Origin of the sequence: Streptomyces sp. S.PB5 (assembly GCF_030403745.1) — a bacterium.
Taxonomy (GTDB): Bacteria; Actinomycetota; Actinomycetes; order Streptomycetales; family Streptomycetaceae; genus Streptomyces.
Genome location: NZ_JAQMWP010000009.1, coordinates 374,279 through 394,254, shown reverse-complemented (window position 1 = coordinate 394,254; position 19,976 = coordinate 374,279). Strand labels below are relative to the sequence as shown.

Below are 19,976 nucleotides of genomic sequence, written 5' to 3'. Positions count from 1 at the left end.
TTCAGGGCTGCTTGACCAGTTGCAGGTCGTCGAAGGCCAGGGGGCGGCGCCCCTGACGGTCGTACTTGATGTGGATCTTCTGGATCCGGTCGATCCGCAGAGTGGGCCGGACCGCCAGGAAACAGTCCGCTCGGAACCGCAGTGTCTTGAGCATGGTCTTCGTCCCGCGGGGCCGCTGGAAGGGCCGGGGGACCCCGCCCACCGAGTCGGAGTCGACCCAGGCGACGGTCTTCCCGTCGTCGAGTCCCAGCAGGAACCCGGTCGCGCCCGCCGGCAAGGGACTGAGGACCACCTCGGCCGCGCGCAGCCAGATCTCCGTGCGCCGCAGGTCGAGGGTTCCCACGGTCTGGGTGAACGTCGCGCCGGTCTCCTGGGGTTGCAGCACCATGCCGGTGCTCAGCCCGGAGAAGGTCCCGTTGAACGCGCCCGCGACCTGGTCGAACGGATACTCCGCGGCCACCGCTCCACCGGACTGCGCGGTGGGCAGGCCCAGCGAGTTGAGGGCGATCCCGTTGCCGTCCTCGTGGTCGTCGACGGTCCGGGCGTCCTCCTGGGCGAAGGACTGGTGCACCAGCGAGGTGAGCACGCCGCCCGGCAGCCGGGTGCCGTCGAGGTGGGCGCGGGTGGCGTGGCCGAGGAGCGTCGAGCGGAAGAAGGCCGACCCGTAGACGTCGAGGAACCGCTCGTGCTGCCCCCGGGACACCACGGGTGTGGCACCGTCGTCGAGCGCCCACTGCCGGTTGAAGAAGTTGTGGTTGGTGCTGTGCACGTACTCCTGCGCCTTGTACGGGCCGGGCACGGCCTGGTCGTAGAACTGCGCACCGTTGTTGTCGACGACGTCGCCGTCGGCGGCCGGCAGGATCGTCAGGAAGGCGTGGCCGCTGGGGCGGATGGTGGACAGTCCGCTCCAGTAGCGGAAGTTGGTCGGCGCCAGGGCGAGGACGGCCCGGACGCTCACCCCGATCGGCGGGAGCACGGTCGGCAGGGTGACCACGGCGTCGCCACCGCGGGAATGCCCCATGAGCCCCAGCCGGGAGAAGTCGATCCGCTCGAAGAAGCGGGACTGCGGGTCGCCGTCCAGGCCCTGGAAGTGCCGGACGGAGTCGATGATCAGATCGGCTCGGTCCTCGATGTTGGCGACGCCGCCGAAGGGGCCGTTGAGGGCGTTGCAGTCCACGGAGACGGCGATGATGCCGGCCTTCGCGAGGCTGTGCTGGAAGTAGTCGTAGCCGAGATGGCTGGGGTCGGCGGGGCTGTGGTTGCCGTGTGCGAGGAACACGACGGGCACCCGTCCGGTCCCGGCGAGCCGCGCGTTGAAGGGGCGGCCCGGGCCGTCGTCCTCGGCGGGGTAGTACACGCTGCCCTTGACCGGCCCGTCGGCGTAATCGTCGGATCCCACCGGGAAGAGGTCGAGCGCGGAGGGGTCCTCGCCGCGCGGAGGGTCCACGCAGGCGACCGTGATCTGCAGGGCGAGGCGGGCCGGGCAGGCCGGGGGCAGGGACTGCACCACGTGCACGGTGTCCCCGGCGGCGACGGACCGGTTCAGCGCCACCAGCGGTGCGCTGCCCAGCCCGGCCTGGACGAGATTGACGTAGACCCTGATCTGCGCCCCGGGCACGGAGTCGGTGATGGTCACCGAGGTGTCGCCGCCCTGCAGCGGGCCGACTCCCGGCACGGGCAGGTTGGAGCACGGCTGGGGAGTGCCGGTGCCGGGCGGGCTCGGCGGGTCGGTGGGGCACAGCTGCTGGGTGGCGGTGAACGTCTCCCCCGCGCCGAACGGCGAGCCGAAGGTCACCAGCAGCGAGCCTCCCCAGCACCGATAGGTGCCGGCCGGTGTGCCGCCGCGGGTGACAAAGACGCGGGCGCCGTTGGCGACGCCTGTGACGGTGAGCTGGCTGCCGCCCTCGTAGAACGGCGCGATCCCCGGCGCGGACAGCGGTACCGGTCCCGGCTGCACGAGGTGCTCCAGCGAGAACGGGCTCAGGTCGCCGCACAGTTCGAACCGCGCCCGCACCGACTGCCCCAGGCCGAAGAAGGGGTTGACGCTGACGCCCTGCCGCGGGACCGCACAGCCGTCGACGCGGCCGGTCTCGGTTCCGTCCGCGGTGATCCACACATTTCCGCCGGCCAGCAGGTTGTCCACCCCGGTGCGGGCCCCGCAGGCGAAGAGCGGGGTGGGGCTGATCTGCGGGCGGGGCGGTCCGGCCGGATGGTCGACGGTGTGGTCGCGGACCTGCTCCGGCGCGGACCAGGCGCTGGTGCGGCCGCTGTGGCGCTGCCGGCCCCGGACGGTCTGCCCGGCCACCAGAGGGGCCGGCAGTTTGAGGGTCGCCCCCACCGGCAGCGGAAAGCCGACCGGGGCACTGAGGACGACGACGCCATCGATCTCCACGTCGATGTCGGCGAGCGGAAGGAAGTCGAGAACGGTGACGGCTGTCGCGCACCGGTACAGCGGGGCGAGCCGGGGCGGGGACAGAAGCTCGGGATCGTCCCGTAAGTCGATCTTCTTCAGGTCGACGACGACTTGCTGCCCCATGAGAACACCCCACAGCTGTCGGAAGAGGTGGACTTCATGAAGAGACGGATACCACAGGAAAAATACCTTTACAGTCCCACAATCGCGTTCGACCGCTCGGCGAACTCCACCCGCTCCGATCGCGGCTGCGGCTCCTGCTCCGGTCCGCCAGAGGTCATCGCAGGCCGCCGTAGGCCATCGCAGGTCAGCCAGGCACAGCCGCCACCGGCAGCGCCACCTCCACCACCAGCCCGCCCTCCGGCCGCGTCCGCGCCAGCACCCGGCCGCCGTGTGCGGCGACGACGGCCGCGACGATCGACATCCCGAGCCCGAGCCCGTCGCGCTTTCGGACCCGCTCAGGACCCAGCCTCCGGAACGGCTGGAACAGCCCGCTCGCCTGATCCGCCGGAATCACCGGACCGCTGTTCTCGATACGGAGACCAGGGCGCCCCGCGGCGTCCACCCCCGTCCACACACTCACCCAACTCGCCCGCGGATCCGCCAGGTTGTGCCGTACGGCGTTGTCGGTGAGGTTGACGACGAGCCGCTCGATGAGGTGCGGATCCCCGAACACGGGAGCCGGCTCCAGCCGGGCCTCGACCCGTACGGCCGAAGGCAGCCGCTCCCGCACGAGCACCGCGATGTCGACGAACTCCCGCCGCTCCAGCCCCCGTTGACTTCGGGCGAGTGTCAACAGGGCCTCGATCAACCGCTCCTGCTCCTCCCCCGCCGCCCGCACCCGCGCCAGCGCGGCCCGCAAGGTCCCGACAGAGGCGTCGGAGTCCGCGAGGGTCACGTCGATGACGGTCTGCTGAAGGGTGAGCGGGGTCCGCAACTCGTGCGAGGCGTTGGCGACAAAGGCCTTCTGCGCCTCGAACGCCCCCTCAAGGCGGGCGAGTACGGCGTCGATGGTGTCCGCCATCGCCTTCAACTCGTCGTCGGGCCCCGGCACGGCGAGCCGCTCGTGGAGATTGTCGGCGGAGATCCGACGGGCGGCCGCGGTCATGCTCCGCAACGGGTCCAGCACCCGCCCGGCCATCAGCCACCCCAGCGCCACGGACGCCACCGTCATCACGGCCAGTGCGATGCCCGACTCGACGAGCAGCTGGCGCAGTTGCTCGTCCCGCAGCACCGACAGCCGAGCCTCGACATACGAGGCGACGGTCGCCGCATCCGGCGCGGGAGACCCCTCTTGCCGGGTCGTGACCTGCGGCGCACCCCCAGTGAGCCGTGGCCCGCTGTTGGCCACGAGCACGTACGTGAAGGCGAGCAGCACCGCGCCGGCGACAGCGAACAGCACGCTGTAGAGCAGGGTGAGACGCCACCGGATGGAGCGCGGACCCCGCACTCGCACCTGCGCGAGCCACCCGGGCGCCCGCACCTCCGCCAGCCGCCCACGTGCCCGCGCCTGCGCGAGCCGCCCACGTGCCCGCATCAGAGCCGATACCCCGCCCGCTCGACGGTCTCGATCAGCGGCGGCTCCCCCAGCTTCCGCCGCAGCCGGCTCACCGTGACCTTCACGGTCTGGCTGAAGGGATCGGCGGCCTCGTCCCAGGCCCGTTCGAGAAGCTCCTCCGCGGAGACCACTCCGCCCTGCGCGGCCATGAGCAGTTCGAGCACGGCGAACTCCTTGGGGCTGAGCTGCAGTTGGGCCCCCTCCCGAGTGGCGGTACGCCGGGCGGGATCGAGCCGCAGTCCGCCCCGCACGAGAACCGGCGGCAACGCGGGCTGCGCACGCCGCGCCAAGGCCCGTATCCGCGCGACGAGTTCGGTGAAGGCGAACGGCTTGGGCAGATAGTCGTCGGCACCCAGCCCCAGCCCCGCCACCCGGTCGGCCACCGTCCCGGACGCGGTCAGCATCAACACCCGCGCCCGGCTGTCGCCTTCCGCGAGCGTCCGGCAGACCTGGTCCCCGTGCACCCCGGGCAGATCACGGTCGAGCACGACGACGTCGTACCCGTTGATCTCGGCCCGCTCCAGCGCGGTCGGCCCGTCGAAGGCCAGGTCGACCGCCATCCCCTCCCGACGCAGCCCCGCGGCGACGGTCTCGGCGAGTTCTTCGTGGTCCTCGACCACCAGCACACGCATGAGGTCAGTGTCGTGGGAGGGGGGTTACACGGCGATAAGGACGGCCGTTCCCGTGCCGTAACCGCTCCCCCGGTTGCCTGGACGACGTAACCGACTCCCGGCACCGACCGGACGATCTGGAGGACCCCATGCCCACACCGCCCACGCGGCCCCGGCGAATGGCCCTGGCCCTGGCCGCGATCACGGCCGTCACCCTGGGCACGGTCAGCGCCTCGACGGCCGCCGCATCCGACTCCTCCGGCTCCACCGGCTCCACCGGCTCCACCGACGACCCGCCCCGGCACACGCGACCGGGCCTCGCGATCGGCTACGAGCCCACGGAACACGCCCCGGACGACGTCAACGAGGCCAACGACGAATTCGCCGCGTGCATGCGGGGCGAGGGTCAGACCGCCTACCCCGACTTCCACGCGGAGAAGGACGAGAACGGCGAGATCCGCCTGCAGGTGAGGATGAAGTCCGACGGGACCGACGAGCGCCCGGACCTCATCGCCGAGGACTACCGCAAGGCCGTCGAGAAGTGCTTCCCGATCCTGAAGGAGGCCGGCATCACCCTCCCGGCGGCCCCTGACGGAATCCGCCCGCCGGACCTGCCGGGCCACCCGGACGGCGACGAACTCCCGCGGCTGCGCGGGGACATGGAGAAGGGGCCCGCAAAGAAGGCGCACACGGAGGAGGCCTGACCACCGAGGAGGGGGGAACACAGCGGCCCCGGAAGGGAGTTCATTCCCCTCCGGGGCCGCTGTGCGCTGCCGTACGGACTACGCGTCCAGGGACGTCATCACGTGCTTGATCCGCGTGTAGTCCTCAAACCCGTAACCCGACAGGTCCTTGCCGTACCCGGACTTCTTGAACCCGCCGTGCGGCATCTCCGCCACCAGCGGAATGTGCGTGTTGATCCACACGCACCCGAAGTCCAGCCTCTTGGACATGCGCATCGCGCGCCCGTGGTCCTTGGTCCACACCGACGAAGCCAGCGCGTAGTCCACGCCGTTGGCCCACTCGACGGCCTGGTCCTCGTCGGAGAAGGACTGGACGGTGATGACGGGCCCGAAGACCTCGTTCTGGATGATCTCGTCGTCCTGCTTGAGCCCGGAAACGACGGTCGGGGCGTAGAAGTACCCCTTCTCACCGACCTGGTGGCCACCGGCCTCGACCTTCGCGTGGGCCGGCAGCCGCTCGATGAACCCGGAGACCTGCTTGAGCTGGTTCGGGTTGTTGAGGGGACCGAAGAGCACGTCCTCGTCGTCGGGCTGCCCGGTCTTCGTCTCGGCGGCGGCCTTCGCGAGCGCGGCGACGAACTCGTCGTGGATGCCCTCCTGCACGAGGACACGCGTGGCGGCCGTACAGTCCTGCCCGGCGTTGAAGAACCCCGCGACGGAGATGTCCTCGACGGCCTTGGCGATGTCGGTGTCGTCGAAGACGACGACCGGCGCCTTGCCGCCCAGCTCCAGGTGAACCCGCTTGAGGTCCTTGGAAGCGGACTCGGCGACGGACATACCCGCGCGCACGGACCCGGTGATGGAGGCCATGGCGGGGATCGGGTGCTCGACCATCAGCCGCCCGGTGTCACGGTCACCCGTGACGACGTTGAAGACACCCTTGGGGAGGATCGACCCGAGGATCTCGGCGATGAGGACGGTGGAAGCCGGGGTCGTGTCCGACGGCTTCAGAACGACCGTGTTGCCGGCCGCGATCGCCGGCGCGAACTTCCATACGGCCATCATCATCGGGTAGTTCCAGGGCGCGACCTGCGCGCACACACCCACCGGCTCACGGCGGATGATCGAGGTCATCCCCTCCATGTACTCACCGGCGGACCGGCCCTCCAGCATCCGCGCCGCACCGGCGAAGAACCGGATCTGGTCGACCATCGGAGGAATCTCCTCCGACCGCGTCAGCCCGGTCGGCTTCCCGGTGTTCTCGACCTCCGCCGCGATGAGCTCCTCGGCCCGCTCCTCGAACGCGTCCGCGATCTTCAGGAGGGCCTTCTGCCGCTCGGCGGGCGTCGTGTCGCGCCATCCCGGGAAGGCCGCGGCGGCCGCGGCCATCGCGGCGTCGACGTCCGCCTGCCCGGACAGCGGCGCGGTCGCGTACGCCTCGCCGGTGGCGGGGTTGACGACGTCCGTGGTCCGTCCGTCGGCGGCGTCCCGGAACTCACCGTTGATGTAGTTGCGCAGACGACGCAGCTCGGTGCTCACTGCCGGCCTCCTGTGTCCGATCGAAGTCCTGCTCGAACCGTCCATTACTGGACTGTCCATTGGTTGAGACACCCACCCTAAACGCCCCGCCCACGTTTTCAACACCCCCGATCCCGCCAGGGCTGCGAAATCCGCAGGTCTCCCTCACGTAAACAACGAATTTCATCGCTATGGCCTTGCGAAACCGTCGAGACGTCGTGCACAGTGAGGTCGTGGCCAGTCGAAGCGCAGAGCACAGGGACTCCCGCGAGTCCAGGAACGGCACTCCTCATCTGGATGCCGTCTCCCTCGCCATCATCGAACAGCTCCAGGAGGACGGCCGCCGGCCGTACGCCGCCATCGGCAAGGCCGTGGGCCTCTCCGAGGCGGCCGTGCGCCAGCGCGTCCAGAAGCTGCTCGACCAGGGCGTGATGCAGATCGTCGCCGTCACCGACCCGCTCACCGTGGGCTTCCGGCGCCAGGCGATGGTGGGCATCCACGTCGAGGGCGATGTCGAGTCCGTGGCCGACGCGCTGACCTCCATGTCCGAGTGCGAGTACGTGGTGATGACCGCCGGCTCCTTCGACCTGATGGTGGAGATCGTCTGCGAGGACGACGACCACCTTCTGGAGGTCATCAACAAACGCATCCGACTCATCCCCGGAGTGCGCTCCACCGAGAGCTTCGTTTATCTGAAGCTCAAGAAGCAGACCTACATGTGGGGAACCCGATAACCGTGAGGACCCGATAACCGTGAGCTCCAAGGACCTCAGCCAGACCGCGTACGACCACCTGTGGATGCACTTCACCCGCATGTCCTCGTACGAGAACTCCCCGGTCCCGACCATCGTCCGGGGTGAGGGCACCTACATCTACGACGACAAGGGCAAGCGCTACCTCGACGGTCTCGCGGGCCTGTTCGTGGTCCAGGCCGGCCACGGCCGTACGGAACTCGCCGAGACCGCCTTCAAGCAGGCGCAGGAACTCGCGTTCTTCCCGGTGTGGTCCTACGCCCACCCGAAGGCCGTCGAACTGGCCGAGCGCCTCGCGCACGAGGCCCCCGGCGACCTCAACAAGGTCTTCTTCACCACCGGCGGCGGCGAGGCGGTCGAGACCGCCTGGAAGCTCGCCAAGCAGTACTTCAAGCTCACCGGCAAGCCCACCAAGTACAAGGTCATCTCCCGCGCGGTCGCCTACCACGGCACCCCGCAGGGCGCCCTGTCCATCACCGGCCTGCCGGCCCTCAAGGCCCCCTTCGAGCCGCTGGTCCCCGGCGCGCACAAGGTCCCGAACACCAACATCTACCGCGCCCCGCTCTTCGGCGACGACCCCGAGGCCTTCGGCCGCTGGGCCGCCGACCAGATCGAGCAGCAGATCCTCTTCGAGGGCCCGGACACGGTCGCCGCGGTCTTCCTGGAGCCGGTCCAGAACGCGGGCGGCTGCTTCCCGCCCCCGCCCGGCTACTTCCAGCGGGTGCGCGAGATCTGCGACCAGTACGACGTCCTGCTCGTCTCCGACGAGACGATCTGCGCCTTCGGCCGCCTCGGCACGACCTTCGCCTGCGACAAGTTCGACTACGTCCCGGACATGATCACCTGCGCCAAGGGCATGACCTCGGGCTACTCCCCGATCGGCGCCTGCATCATCTCCGACCGCCTCGCCGAGCCGTTCTACAAGGGCGACAACACCTTCCTGCACGGCTACACCTTCGGCGGCCACCCGGTCTCCGCGGCGGTCGGCCTCGCCAACCTCGACCTGTTCGAGCGCGAGGGCCTCAACCAGCACGTCCTCGACAACGAGGGCGCCTTCCGCGCCACCCTGGAGAAGCTCCACGACCTGCCGATCGTCGGCGACGTCCGCGGAAACGGCTTCTTCTACGGCATCGAGCTCGTCAAGGACAAGGCCACCAAGGAGTCCTTCGACGCCGACGAGACCGAGCGGGTCCTCTACGGCTTCCTCTCCAAGGCGCTGTACGACAACGGCCTGTACTGCCGCGCCGACGACCGTGGCGACCCGGTCGTCCAGCTCGCCCCGCCGCTGATCTCCGACCAGGGGACCTTCGACGAGATCGAGCAGATCCTGCGCGCGACGCTGACCGAGGCCTGGACCAAGCTCTAGCCTCCGGCGGTCAGCCGCTCAGCGGTTAGCCGCTTATACGGCCCGGGTGCACCCGTCCGAGTGAGAACGGTGCACCCCGGGCCGCGTGCTGTCCGGGGTTCCGGCCCCGTCTCTCTAGCGTGCCTGGTAACCGATCGGCCCTGTCTTCGTTCCCCCGCACGGGGGATTTGGCAAGGCAAAAGGATCTGAACCGAGGTGTACGCGATGGTGGCCCCGCCCGACAACGACGTCCTTTGGGCACGCGCCCTGCACTTCACCCACAAGGACGGCTCCCCCGGCCTCGGCGGGGTCTCGCTCGGCGTCCAGGAGGGCGAGATCCTCGCCGTCAGCGGCCCGCGCGGCAGCGGCAAGACGACCCTCCTGCACTGTCTGTCCGGCCTGGTCCCGGCCCAGCGCGGCGAGGTCTGGTTCAACAGCGTGCCCGTCCACACGATGGGCCCGGGCACCCGCGAGCGTCTGCGCCGCGACCGCTTCGGCTGGATCGACCCGGCCCCGGTCCTCGTCCCCGAGCTGAACGTCTGGGAGAACGCGGCCCTCCCCCTGATGCTCCGCGGCACGAGCCGCCGCCGCGCGAAGACGGCGGCCCTGGAGTGGCTGGAGCGCCTGGACGTGGGCGACAAGACGAGGAAGCGCCCGCACGAGCTGCAGCAGGCGGAACGCCAGCGGGTCTGCATCGCGAGGGCGTTGGCCCCGGCCCCCACGGTCCTGTTCGCGGACGAACCGACAGCCCCGCTGCACCGCGCGGACCGCGCCCACGTGCTCCGCACCCTCACCACGGCGGCCCGCTCGCACGGCATCACGGTGGTCCTGGCGACGCACGAGGCGGAAACGGCGGCACTGGCCGACCGCACGATCTCCCTCCTGGACGGCCGCAGGGTGAACACGGTCCACCTCCCCCCGGTCACCGAGTCGGAAGGCCGGGCCGCGTGGTCGCTCTCCGTCTGACCCGCGGCGCGAAGCCGGCCGTCCAGCTGCGCCGCCTGCTGGTGGCGACGGCGGCGGCAGGCACCGGCTTCCTCCTGCTGTGCACCCTCGGCTACGCGATGACCCACCAGGACGACCCGTCGGGTTCGCTGCTCCGCCTGGCGTGGTGCCTGACGCCGCTGGCCGCAACGGTCTACTTCGCGGTCACGGTCGCCCGCACGGACCCGGGCACCCGCCCCCGCCCGGGCCTCGCGGCGATCGGCCTGGGCCCAGCCCGCCTGATGGCCGTCTCGGCGGCGACAACGGCCCTGTCCTGCACGCTGGGCTCCATGCTGGCGCTGCTGTTCTTCCTCCACCTGCGGGGCGACCTGACGGGCATGCCCTTCGACGGAGCGGCGGCGGAATTCCTGGCAGCGGGCGAATCCCTCCCGCTCCCGGCAGCCCTGACCCTGCTGGGCCTGGTCCCGGTGACCGCCTCGGTGGCAGTCGCCCTCCTCCACCGCCCGAAGGACACCCGCACAGCCACAACCCGACAAGCCGCCCGCTCCTACGGCCGCTTCGGCGCATACGGCAGAACGAGCACAAGGGAAACCTTCGGCACCTACGGAAGATTCGGCTCCCAGCTCCGCCGCGGGGGGACGGGCGGTCGCGGCGCCACGGGTACCGACGGCCGCAGCGTCACTGGCACCGACGGTCATGGCGACGCGGGTACCGACGGCCGCCGCGACGCGGGGACTTACGGCCGCGAGCCCGGCGGCACTGCCGAATCCGCTGAGCCGGCCGCGCCCGCCCAGCCTGCGGGCGGTCGTGCCGCTGGGGCGGCACGGGTGGGCGCTGGGGGTCCCCCCTCCGAGGGAGGCACCCCGCAAGCGCGGACAAGCGAAACCCCCGCCACAGCAACCCCCACCCACGAGCACCCGCCCACCGACCTCGCCCCCCACAACCTCCCCCAGCCGCCCAAGGACGCCCCCAAGGGCCTCCCCTGGGGCATCGCCGTACTCGCCGCAGGCCTGGCCGTAGAGGCCTACTCCGCCCGAGCCACCAACACCCCCACCCTCACCATGCCCGGCGGCCTCACCCCCGGCCCCACCGCGGTCCTCCTCGGCTGGCTCCTCACCGCCACCGGCCTCGCCCTGGCCGGCCCCGGCCTCACGCACCTCTGCGGCCGCCTCCTCCAGTCGCTCCACCCGGGCGCCCTGCGCCTGCTCGCGGGCCGGGTCCTCATGGAGGAAGCCACCCGCATCGGCCGCCCCCTGGGCGTGGTCTGCGCAGTGGCCTCCGCCACCTACGCCATGGCGGAACTCCACAACCCCACGACGGACACCTTCGGCCCGCTCACCACCCTCGGCACCCTCCTGGTGACGGGCTGCGCCCTCGCGACCCTCCTCACCGCGGCAGCGGAGGCGAAACAGGCCCGCGCGGACACCACCGCCGCCCTCCTCCGCCTCGGCGCCCCGGCAACGATGCTCCGCAGCGCAGCCGCCCTCCGCACAGCCGCAGTGCTCGCCCTCTTCGGCCCCCTCACCCTCCTCGTCGCGGAGCTCGCAGCGATGCCCCTGACCCCCTGACCCGCGGCTCGTAAGAAAAAAGTGACCGCCCACCGATGAGTTCCGATCGGCGCCCCGGTCTACCCACCGAACACAACAACCCCGATGGGAGAGACCCGACATGACCGCCACGCCCTACCAGCAGATGGTCTTCCTCAACCTGCCGGTCAACGACCTCGACGCCTCGAAGAAGTTCTTCACCGAGCTCGGCTACTCGATCAACGCCCAGTTCAGCGACGAGAACGCGGCATCCGTGGTGATCAGCGACACGATCGTCGCGATGCTGCTGACGAAGCCGTTCTACTCGACCTTCACGAAGAAGGACATCGCGGACGCCACCACGACCAGCGAGGTGCTGATCTGTCTGAGCGCCGAGAGCCGCGAGAAGGTCGACGAGCTGGTCGAGAAGGCCGCCGCCGCGGGCGGCACGGTGTCGGACAAGGTCCAGGACCCCGGCTTCATGTACGGCCGCGCCTTCGACGACCTCGACGGCCACACCTGGGAGGTCGTGTGGATGGACCCGGCCGCACTGGCAGGCTGAACCCCCCTGCGGACACCACCGCGGACACCACCGCGGAAGCCATGCAGAGCAGAGGCCGTGCATAGCATGGGCGGGTGCAGACGATGCCCGCCCATGCGGCCCACCACGACGACCGTGAGATCGAGACCCTCGACGAGTTCGACGCGACGGTCTCGGCCCGCGGCACCCTCGCCGGCTTCCGCGTGCAGGCCGTCGATCTGACGGACCGCACAAGGGAGTTGCTCGCCACGGACACCGCGGGCGCCGTCTTCCTCGGCTGCCCGATGCGCGAGGACGCGGCGGCGAAGGTCCGCGCGGACGGCGCGATGGTCTTCCCGCCCGCCCCGGACCTCCCCTTCGACCCGTACCGGGGCCTGCTCTACTCCCCGGACGAACTCTTCGCCGGTCTCGACAAGGGGTACGAGGAAACGCTCGACGCCCGTGCGTACGCCTGGTTCCAGGAGACGAAGGCCGACGGGGACATACTCGCCTCGATGCTCCGCTCGATCCACGACGACGCCGTCTCGGACGCGATCGACGAACTGCTCAGGGGCACAAGGGTCGTCGGCGTCATGGGCGGCCACGCGATGGCCCGCGGCACGGACGCGTACGCCGGTGCCGCGCGCCTCGGCCGTGAGCTGACCCGAGCCGGCTTCACGGTGGCCACGGGCGGCGGCCCCGGTGCGATGGAGGCGGCGAACCTGGGCGCGTACGCCGCGCCCTTCGACGACGGAATGCTGGCCGAGGTCCTCCAACTCCTCGCCAAGGCACCGAAGTTCACGCCCTCCGTCACGGACTGGGCGGCGGCCGCCTTCGACGTGCGGTCCCGCTGGCCGCGCGGCGGCACCTCCGTCGGCATCCCGACCTGGTTCTACGGCCATGAGCCGCCGAACCCCTTCGCCTCGCACATCGCCAAGTACTTCGCCAACGCCACCCGCGAGGACGGCCTGCTGGCCCGCTCGAACGCCGGTGTGGTGTTCCTTCCGGGCGCCGCCGGGACCGTACAGGAGATCTTCGACAACGCGACGCCCAACTACTACGAGTCGCGCGGGAAGCCGACGCCGATGGTGCTCGTGGACCGGGCGCACTGGACCGAGAGGCTGCCGACGTGGCCGCTGTTGCAGGCACTCGCCCGGGAGCGGTCGATGGAGTCGCGAATCGCCCTGGTTGACCGAATCGAGGAGGCTCCAGCGGCGTTGAAACGTCTTGGCGCTTAATAAGTCGGCAAAAGCAACACAGTTGACGCCTCTACACGTTGACACTCCTTATGCTGCACTTATAAACCTGTGAGTCTCCAGGGAAGCGTGATGCCTCACCATCACCTCTCCCTCAACCCCCCGCATTTGCACCCCTTGTAAAGGACAAACGTGCCAGTTCTGTCCATATCCCGTCGCACCGTCGCACGTTCCGCGCGTGCCCTCGGTGTCGCCTCCGCCGCAGCCGCGCTCGCGCTCGGCGTCGCAGGCAACGCGATCGCCTGCAACATCAACGAGTTCTCCGCCGAAGCCAAGTGCGACGGCAAGAACGGCATCATCACCGTCACCGACGTGGACCCGGCCGGCGTGCCGGCGACCATCACCGTCTACCTGCAGAACAACGGCGCCGACCTGAAGAAGGTCGGCGAGCAGGTGGTGAAGGGTTCTCGCCAAGGCACCACCATCACCTTCACCGAGGACTGGAAGCCGAACGCCGAGTACCGCGTCCACGTCACGGCCAAGGGCTACGTCGACGAGGACATCAAGCCCAACCTGACGACCCCGGCCACGGCCTGCAAGGAGGAGGAGGAGTCCCCGACCCCGACGGCCACCCCGTCCCCGTCGGACTCCGCGTCCACCCCGGCCGAGGAATCCCCGAGCCCGACCCCGTCGGCCTCGGAGAGCGAGAGCACGGCCCCGGCCTCGACCCCGAGCAACGCCCCGACCCCGGCGGCCGGTGACTCCAACCTCGCCGAGACCGGCGCCAACTCCAACACCGGCATCATCGCCGGCGTGGCGGCCGCCCTGGTCGCCATCGGCGGAGGCGCCGTCTACTTCGGCATGCGCCGACGTGGGGCGAGCAGCAGCCGCTGACGCCTCACGAGCAGTACCTGCCGTGGCCCGCCCTCCGTCAGAGGGCGGGCCACCGTCATATCGACGGTCATATCGGAGGACGGCTCGCCCGAAGGCGGCCCGCTCCAGCCAGAACTCCAGCAGCTCCAACTACGCGCTGCCCAACGGCAGTCGACGGTAGAGGGCGAGCAACACAGCGGTCAGCGACCCCTCGAACGTGACGGTCACCTTCCCGTGACCGCGCCGACATTCGATGACGCCGTCGGCGATCGCCGACACGACCTCGTACGGCAGGCCCGCGACGAGCGTCGCGTCGCCCCGGTGGACGGTGAGCTCGCACGACATCCGGCACACCCAGAATCCGGCCCAGGCCCACACCTCGGCCATGCGGCGGCCTGCCCGGCGGCACCGCGCAACCCACCCGGCCCGCGGGCATACCTGCCGCCTAGGGCGGCACGGGTGGGCGCTGGGGGCCCCCTCTGGGGGAGGCACCCCGCCAGCGCGGGCAAGCGCCCCACCCCCACAGCAACCCACCGCACAAGCCGACGCTCAGCCCAACACCACGACTTCGTCCACGTCGAACTCCACACCCACCCGTTCCCCCACCGCCGGCGCCTCCCGCAACGCACAAGCCGCCTCCAGCACCGGCCCGCCCCCCTCCGGCCGAAGCCGTACGGCGACATGCGTACCCTTGAACGTCCGCGCGGCGACCGTGCAGGCCAACCCCTCGTCGGCGCCCACGAGCCGCACCCCGGCCGGCCGCACCAGCACGCTCCGCACCCCCTGCGCGCCCCCTTCCGGGACCGGCAGCTTGCCCCAGGGCGTGTCCGCGGCCTGCCCGCCCACCACGCCCTCGACGACGTTCTCGAAGCCGAGAAAGCGCGCCACGAACTCGTCCACCGGCCGCTGCCACACCTCAAGCGGCGTACCGGACTGTGCGATCCGCCCGTCCCGCATCACCACGACCCGGTCGGCGAGCGCGAAGGCCTCACCCTGGTCGTGGGTCACGGCCAGCACCGTCGTCCCCAACCGCCCGAACAGCTCCCGCAGTTCGACGACCAACCGCTCGCGCAGCGAACGGTCCAGCTGCCCGAGCGGCTCGTCCAGCATCAGCAGCCGCGGCCGGGGCGCAAGCGCCCGCGCCAGAGCGACCCGCTGCTGCTCACCCCCGGACAGCGAGGCGACGGCCCGCCGCCCGGCCCCCGGAAGCCCGACGAGCGCGAGCAACTCACCCACCCGCTCCGCCTGTTCAGCCTTCGAAGCCCCGTGCATCCGCAGCCCGAACCCCACGTTCCCGCCCACGTCCCGCTGCGGAAACAGCTGATGATCCTGGAACATCAGCCCGACCCCCCGCTGATGCGCGGCCACCCCCGCCTGATCACGCCCGCCCAGCAACACCCGCCCCGCATCGAGGTGTTGCAGCCCGGCCACCACCCGCAGCAGCGTCGACTTCCCGCTCCCGCTGGGTCCGAGCACACACACGATCTCGTGCTCGGCGACGGACAGATCGACCTCGTCCAGCACGGCCCGCCCGCCGAAGCGAACCGTCGCACCCTCCACGCCCAGCAGCATCAGAACTCGCCCGTCCGATCGGACCGCAGCCGCTCCAGCACCAGCAACGCCACCGCGCACACCACCATCAGAATCGCCGAAAGAGCCATCGCCTGCCCGTAGTTGAGCTCCCCGGCCCGTCCCAGCAGCCGCGCCACCGCGACCGGCAGCGTCGGACTGTCCGGCCGTGCGATGAACACGGTCGCCCCGAACTCCCCGAGCGACACGGCAAAGGCGAACCCGGCGGCGATCAGCAACGCCCGTCGTACCAGCGGCAGATCCACCTCCCGCCACACCCGCCACGGCGACGCCCCGAGCACGGCCGCGGCCTCCCGCAGCCGCTGGTCGACGGCCCGCAGCACCGGCAGCATGGTCCGCACCACGAACGGCACACCGACCAGCGCCTGCGCCAGCGGCACCAGGATCCACGACGCCCGCAGATCCAACGGCGGCTCGTCGAGGGCGATCAGAAACCCGAACCCCACGGTCACCGCGGACACCCCGAGCGGCAGCATCAGCAGCGCGTCAAACCCGCGTACGAAGCGCCCCGCGTCCCGCCGCGTCAACGCGGCCGCGGCGAGCCCGCCGATCACCACGGCGATGGCGGTGGCGGCGACGGCGTACGAGAGCGAGTTCCCGATCGCCTCGATCGGCGGCACGAGGAACACTCCCCCGTCGGCCGACATCAGCGCCCGGTAGTACCCGAAGCCGGGTGCGTCGAGCGACCGCTGCACCAGCACCGCGAGCGGCAGCAGCAGGAGGACGAGGACGGTGGCCAGCACCCCGCCCAGCAGGGCCCACTGGCCGGCCCCGCGCGGTTTCCGGGCCGTCACGGACGCGTCCACGAGCCGCAGCGCGGTCTCCCGCCGCCGTACGGTCCAGGCGTGCAGCGCGAGGATCGCGCCCACCGCCACGAACTGGATGATCGTGAGGACCGCGGCCGTGGCGAGGTCGAAGATCTCCGAGGTCTGCCGGTAGATCTCGACCTCCAGGGTCGAGAAGGTCGGCCCGCCGAGGATCTGCACCACACCGAAGGAGGTGAAGGTGAACAGGAAGACCATCAGCGCGGCGGCGGCCACGGCGGGCCCGAGCGCCGGCAGCGTCACCTTCCGCCAGGCGGCCGCCGGGGAGGCGCCCAGCATCCGGGCCGCCTCCTCCTGCCGCGGATCGAGCTGGGACCAGAGCCCGCCGACCGTCCGTACGACGACCGCGTAGTTGAAGAAGACGTGCGCGAGCAGGATCGCCCACACGGTGGTGTCGAGGCGTACGCCCCACAGCTCGTCGAGCAGCCCGCCGCGCCCGACCAGCGCCAGGAACGCCGTACCGACCACGACCGTCGGCAGCACGAACGGAACGGTGACGACGGCCCGCAGGATCTGCTTGCCCGGGAAGTCGTAGCGGGCGAACACATACGCGCCCGGGAGCGCGACCGCGAGCGTCAGCGCGGTGGAGGCGAGCGCCTGCCAGGTGGTGAACCACAGCACGTGCCGGATGTCGGACTGCGCGAGCACGTCCGCGATCCGCCCGAACTGCCAGCTCCCGTCCGCCTTGAGCCCGCGCGCGACGATCGCGGCGACGGGCCAGGCGAAGAAGACCCCGAAGAACGCGACGGGCACGACCATGAGGCCGAGCCGCGTCACGCTCCCCCTGAGCCGTGGGACTACTTCAGTACGAGCGAGGTCCACGACTTGACCCAGTCGTCACGGTTGTCGGCGATCTTCGCCGGGTCCATGGTCTCGGGGTCCTTGGCCGCGGGCCCGTACTTCGTGAACTCGGCGGGCACGGCCGCACCCTCGACCACCGGGTAGACGAACATGTTGAGCGGCATGTCCTCCTGGAACTTCTTGGTCAGGAGGAAGTCGATGAGCGCCTTGCCGCCCTCGCTGTTCTTGGCGTTGCTGAGCAGCCCCGCGTACTCGACCTGCCGGAAGCAGGTGCCCTCGACGACACCGGTGGGCGCCTCGCTCGGCTTCGGGTCGGCGTAGATGACCTCGGCGGGCGGCGAGGAGGCGTAGGAGACGACGAGCGGCCGGTCGGCCTTGGCCTTCTTGCCCCCGGCCGACCCGGAGAACTCCTCGTTGTAGGCCTGCTCCCAGCCGTCGACGACCTTGACGCCGTTGGCCTTCAGCTTGGTCCAGTACGCCTCCCACCCGTCGTCGCCGTACTTGGCGGCGGTACCGAGCAGGAACCCGAGCCCCGGCGAGGAGGTGGAGGCGTTCTCGGTGACGAGGAGGTTCTTGTAGGCGGGCTTGATCAGATCGTCGTACGACGTCGGCGGCTGGAGCTTGTGCTCGCTGAACCAGGCCTTGTCGTAGTTGAGGCAGATGTCGCCGGTGTCGACGGGCGTGACCTTGTCCCCGTCGACCCGGTAGCCGGCCTTGATCGTGTCGGCGCCCTTGGCCTCGTAGGACTGGAAGAGCCCGTTGTCGAGCGCGCGGGACAGCAGGGTGTTGTCGACGCCGAAGAAGACGTCGCCCTGCGGGTTGTCCTTGGTCAGGATCGCCTTGTTGACGGCCTGCCCGGCATCGCCGTCCTCCAGGACCTTGACCTTGTAGCCGGACTGCTTCTCGAAGGCCGCGAGGACGTCCTTGGAGACGGCCCACGAGTTGTGGCTGACGAGGGTGACGGTCTTGGACTCGCTCTTGCCGCCCTCGTCGGACGACCCGCACGCGGACAGCGTGACCAGGCCGAGGCCCACGAGGACAGCACAGTACTTCTTGGTGTTCACGGTGATGACCGAACTTCCTACCCAGAATGACCTGGGCGAGGTTCAGAGGGTCTGCGGCCCGATTGCCGCACTCTCAGCGCTGTGGCGCTCCCCTGTCGGATATGAAGATGTTCTTACGACGGTCAGACTACCGCTCACTCGCGGCAAGCTGACCGCAGGCCCCGTCGATCTCCTGACCACGGGTGTCCCGAACGGTGACGGGCACTCCGTGCGCGGCGATCGCCTCGACGAACGCCTTCTCGTCCTCGGGCCGCGAGGCGGTCCACTTCGAGCCCGGAGTGGGGTTGAGCGGGATGAGATTGACGTGCACGGGCTTGCCGCGCAGCAGCCGCCCGAGCCGGTCACCACGCCAGGCCTGGTCGTTGATGTCCCGGATGAGGGCGTACTCGATCGAAAGCCGCCGCCCGGACTTCTCCACGTACTCGAACCCGGCGTCGAGAACCTCGCGCACCTTCCACCGCGTGTTCACGGGGACAAGGGTGTCGCGCAGCTCGTCGTCGGGAGCGTGCAGCGAGATCGCGAGCCGGCACTTGAAGCCCTCGTCGGCGAACCGGTGGATGGCCGGCACCAGCCCGACCGTCGACACGGTGATGCCTCGCTGCGACAGCCCGAGCCCGTCGGGAGCGGGGTCGGTGAGCGCTCGGATCGCCGTGACGACCCGCTTGTAGTTGGCGAGGGGCTCGCCCATGCCCATGAAGACGATGTTGGAGAGCCGGGCAGGCCCGCCGGGCACTTCCCCGTCCCGCAGCGCCCGCATCCCGTCGACGATCTGGTGGACGATCTCGGCGGTCGACAGATTCCTGTCCAGCCCCGCCTGCCCGGTCGCACAGAACGGGCAGTTCATCCCGCACCCGGCCTGCGAGGAGATGCACATGGTGACCCGGTCCGGGTACCGCATGAGCACCGACTCGACGAGCGTCCCGTCGAACAGCCGCCACAGCGTCTTGCGCGTGGTCCCCTGGTCGGTCGACAGATGCCGTACGACGGTCATCAGCTCGGGAAGCAGCGCCTCCTGCAGCTTGGGCCGGGCGGCGGCCGGGATGTCGGTCCACTGCTCCGGATCGTGCGCGTACCGCGCGAAGTAGTGCTGCGAGAGCTGCTTGGCACGGAACGGCTTCTCACCGATCTCGGCCACGACGTCCTTGCGCTCGGCAGGAGTGAGATCGGCAAGGTGCCGCGGCGGCTTCTTGGCTCCGCGCGGGGCGACGAAAGTGAGTTCTCCGGGCTTGGGCATGGTCATACCAGTGTCGCAGATCAACCGGAGTGCCCCAGTCGGCCTACCGCCACCCCCAGAGATGACCGGCGACCACCCCGTCGCCCGCCTCCCTGGTCCAGAAGTTCCACGAGGAGAGACCCGGCACCTGGACGTCGACGTCATGGAAGACGTACTCGGCCGTCAGACCGGGATACGACGGAGACGGACCCCGGCGCACCCGCCGCTCGGATCCGGCGCTCACGACGACTCCGGGACCTTCGACGCCGAGCTCCTCGGCCACGCACCGCCGCGCCGTCTCGGACGCCGTCTCCCCGGGCTTCATCTTCTCGGCGGGGGCCTCGTTCCTGGGGCGCCAGCTGCCGTCGGCCATCAGCTGCGCGACCTCCACGAGTTCCTTGCCGGACTGCAGGATCCGCAGGGTGACGACGGTGACGCGACGCAGGGGCGGCTCGGACTCCAGGACCGTCTCCCCCGCCGCGATCTCGTCCCACAGCTGGTCCACGGACTTGGCCCCCTGGGTCCCCCAGGACCGGTACGGAAT

Annotated in this window: 18 protein-coding genes and 1 riboswitch; of the genes, 8 read left to right on the top strand and 10 right to left on the bottom strand. The window is 70.4% G+C overall.

Annotated features, from left to right (window positions below; all coding sequences use genetic code 11):
* Window position 1: 1 nt before the first annotated feature.
* The 3 genes from PH203_RS25395 to PH203_RS25385 form a co-directional block, all read right to left on the bottom strand.
* Window positions 2-2,536: a hypothetical protein gene (locus PH203_RS25395; RefSeq protein ID WP_289922791.1), complete on the bottom strand. Its 2,535-nt coding sequence runs from the start codon at window positions 2,534-2,536 to the stop codon at window positions 2-4.
* A 184-nt stretch (window positions 2,537-2,720) separates the two neighbouring features.
* Complete coding sequence (locus tag PH203_RS25390; RefSeq protein WP_289922790.1) at window positions 2,721-3,950, bottom strand: ATP-binding protein; 1,230 nt, start codon at window positions 3,948-3,950, stop codon at window positions 2,721-2,723.
* Window positions 3,950-4,603: a response regulator transcription factor gene (locus PH203_RS25385; RefSeq protein ID WP_289922789.1), complete on the bottom strand. Its 654-nt coding sequence runs from the start codon at window positions 4,601-4,603 to the stop codon at window positions 3,950-3,952. The genes PH203_RS25390 and PH203_RS25385 overlap by 1 nt, the downstream gene beginning before the upstream one ends.
* A gap of 128 nt (window positions 4,604-4,731) precedes the next feature.
* On the opposite strand from PH203_RS25385, the gene PH203_RS25380 reads away from it, so the two are divergent.
* Window positions 4,732-5,286: a hypothetical protein gene (locus PH203_RS25380; protein ID WP_289922788.1), complete on the top strand. Its 555-nt coding sequence runs from the start codon at window positions 4,732-4,734 to the stop codon at window positions 5,284-5,286.
* A gap of 78 nt (window positions 5,287-5,364) precedes the next feature.
* On the opposite strand, the gene PH203_RS25375 is transcribed toward PH203_RS25380, so the two are convergent.
* A complete protein-coding gene (locus tag PH203_RS25375; RefSeq protein WP_289922787.1) occupies window positions 5,365-6,804 on the bottom strand; it encodes a gamma-aminobutyraldehyde dehydrogenase in 1,440 nt (479 codons plus the stop codon).
* 197 nt (window positions 6,805-7,001) lie between these two features.
* Between PH203_RS25375 and PH203_RS25370 the strand changes: the two genes are divergently transcribed.
* From PH203_RS25370 to PH203_RS25340, 7 genes are all read left to right on the top strand, one after another.
* On the top strand, window positions 7,002-7,517 hold the full coding sequence (locus tag PH203_RS25370) for an Lrp/AsnC family transcriptional regulator (RefSeq protein WP_289922786.1): 516 nt from the start codon (window positions 7,002-7,004) through the stop codon (window positions 7,515-7,517).
* Window positions 7,518-7,536: 19 nt separating this feature from the next.
* Complete coding sequence (locus PH203_RS25365; protein WP_289922785.1) at window positions 7,537-8,901, top strand: aspartate aminotransferase family protein; 1,365 nt, start codon at window positions 7,537-7,539, stop codon at window positions 8,899-8,901.
* A 204-nt stretch (window positions 8,902-9,105) separates the two neighbouring features.
* A complete protein-coding gene (locus PH203_RS25360) occupies window positions 9,106-9,846 on the top strand; it encodes an ATP-binding cassette domain-containing protein (protein WP_289922784.1) in 741 nt (246 codons plus the stop codon).
* Window positions 9,828-11,393 (top strand): hypothetical protein, encoded by a 1,566-nt coding sequence (locus PH203_RS25355; RefSeq protein WP_289922783.1) that lies wholly within the window; start codon window positions 9,828-9,830, stop codon window positions 11,391-11,393. Before PH203_RS25360 ends, PH203_RS25355 begins: the two co-directional genes overlap by 19 nt.
* Before the next feature lie 100 nt (window positions 11,394-11,493).
* Complete coding sequence (locus PH203_RS25350) at window positions 11,494-11,913, top strand: VOC family protein (protein ID WP_289922782.1); 420 nt, start codon at window positions 11,494-11,496, stop codon at window positions 11,911-11,913.
* A 74-nt stretch (window positions 11,914-11,987) separates the two neighbouring features.
* On the top strand, window positions 11,988-13,109 hold the full coding sequence (locus PH203_RS25345) for an LOG family protein (RefSeq protein ID WP_289922781.1): 1,122 nt from the start codon (window positions 11,988-11,990) through the stop codon (window positions 13,107-13,109).
* 150 nt (window positions 13,110-13,259) lie between these two features.
* Window positions 13,260-13,961, top strand: a complete 702-nt coding sequence (locus PH203_RS25340) for an LAETG motif-containing sortase-dependent surface protein (RefSeq protein ID WP_289922780.1) — start codon at window positions 13,260-13,262, stop codon at window positions 13,959-13,961.
* Between the two features lie 129 nt (window positions 13,962-14,090).
* Here the strand turns inward: PH203_RS25340 and PH203_RS25335 are convergent, their stop codons facing one another.
* The 6 genes from PH203_RS25335 to PH203_RS25310 form a co-directional block, all read right to left on the bottom strand.
* Complete coding sequence (locus PH203_RS25335) at window positions 14,091-14,327, bottom strand: hypothetical protein (RefSeq protein ID WP_354671258.1); 237 nt, start codon at window positions 14,325-14,327, stop codon at window positions 14,091-14,093.
* Between the two features lie 162 nt (window positions 14,328-14,489).
* Window positions 14,490-15,512 (bottom strand): ABC transporter ATP-binding protein, encoded by a 1,023-nt coding sequence (locus PH203_RS25330; RefSeq protein ID WP_289922779.1) that lies wholly within the window; start codon window positions 15,510-15,512, stop codon window positions 14,490-14,492.
* Window positions 15,512-17,113, bottom strand: a complete 1,602-nt coding sequence (locus tag PH203_RS25325; protein WP_289922879.1) for an iron ABC transporter permease — start codon at window positions 17,111-17,113, stop codon at window positions 15,512-15,514. Before PH203_RS25325 ends, PH203_RS25330 begins: the two co-directional genes overlap by 1 nt.
* A gap of 38 nt (window positions 17,114-17,151) precedes the next feature.
* Window positions 17,152-18,219 carry a thiamine ABC transporter substrate-binding protein gene (locus PH203_RS25320; protein ID WP_289922778.1) on the bottom strand — a complete coding sequence of 356 codons (1,068 nt, stop codon included), beginning with the start codon at window positions 18,217-18,219 and terminating at the stop codon, window positions 17,152-17,154.
* Window positions 18,216-18,323: riboswitch (TPP riboswitch) on the bottom strand. (Overlaps the previous gene by 4 nt.)
* Before the next feature lie 23 nt (window positions 18,324-18,346).
* Complete coding sequence (gene rlmN, locus PH203_RS25315) at window positions 18,347-19,453, bottom strand: 23S rRNA (adenine(2503)-C(2))-methyltransferase RlmN (protein WP_289922777.1); 1,107 nt, start codon at window positions 19,451-19,453, stop codon at window positions 18,347-18,349.
* A 43-nt stretch (window positions 19,454-19,496) separates the two neighbouring features.
* Window positions 19,497-19,937 carry an NUDIX domain-containing protein gene (locus PH203_RS25310; protein WP_289922776.1) on the bottom strand — a complete coding sequence of 147 codons (441 nt, stop codon included), beginning with the start codon at window positions 19,935-19,937 and terminating at the stop codon, window positions 19,497-19,499.
* Between the last annotated feature and the right edge of the window lie 39 nt (window positions 19,938-19,976).

Bases quoted from the DNA above. Each gene is read 5' to 3' on its own strand.
- PH203_RS25395 (WP_289922791.1), bottom strand. From the start codon at position 2,536: ATGGGGCAGCAAGTCGTCGTCGACCTGAAGAAGATCGACTTACGGGAC.
- PH203_RS25390 (WP_289922790.1), bottom strand. From the start codon at position 3,950: ATGCGGGCACGTGGGCGGCTCGCGCAGGCGCGGGCACGTGGGCGGCTG.
- PH203_RS25385 (WP_289922789.1), bottom strand. From the start codon at position 4,603: ATGCGTGTGCTGGTGGTCGAGGACCACGAAGAACTCGCCGAGACCGTC.
- PH203_RS25380 (WP_289922788.1), top strand. From the start codon at position 4,732: ATGCCCACACCGCCCACGCGGCCCCGGCGAATGGCCCTGGCCCTGGCC.
- PH203_RS25360 (WP_289922784.1), top strand. From the start codon at position 9,106: ATGGTGGCCCCGCCCGACAACGACGTCCTTTGGGCACGCGCCCTGCAC.
- PH203_RS25350 (WP_289922782.1), top strand. From the start codon at position 11,494: ATGACCGCCACGCCCTACCAGCAGATGGTCTTCCTCAACCTGCCGGTC.
- PH203_RS25335 (WP_354671258.1), bottom strand. From the start codon at position 14,327: ATGGCCGAGGTGTGGGCCTGGGCCGGATTCTGGGTGTGCCGGATGTCG.
- PH203_RS25330 (WP_289922779.1), bottom strand. From the start codon at position 15,512: ATGCTGCTGGGCGTGGAGGGTGCGACGGTTCGCTTCGGCGGGCGGGCC.
- PH203_RS25325 (WP_289922879.1), bottom strand. From the start codon at position 17,113: ATGGTCGTGCCCGTCGCGTTCTTCGGGGTCTTCTTCGCCTGGCCCGTC.
- rlmN (WP_289922777.1), bottom strand. From the start codon at position 19,453: ATGCCCAAGCCCGGAGAACTCACTTTCGTCGCCCCGCGCGGAGCCAAG.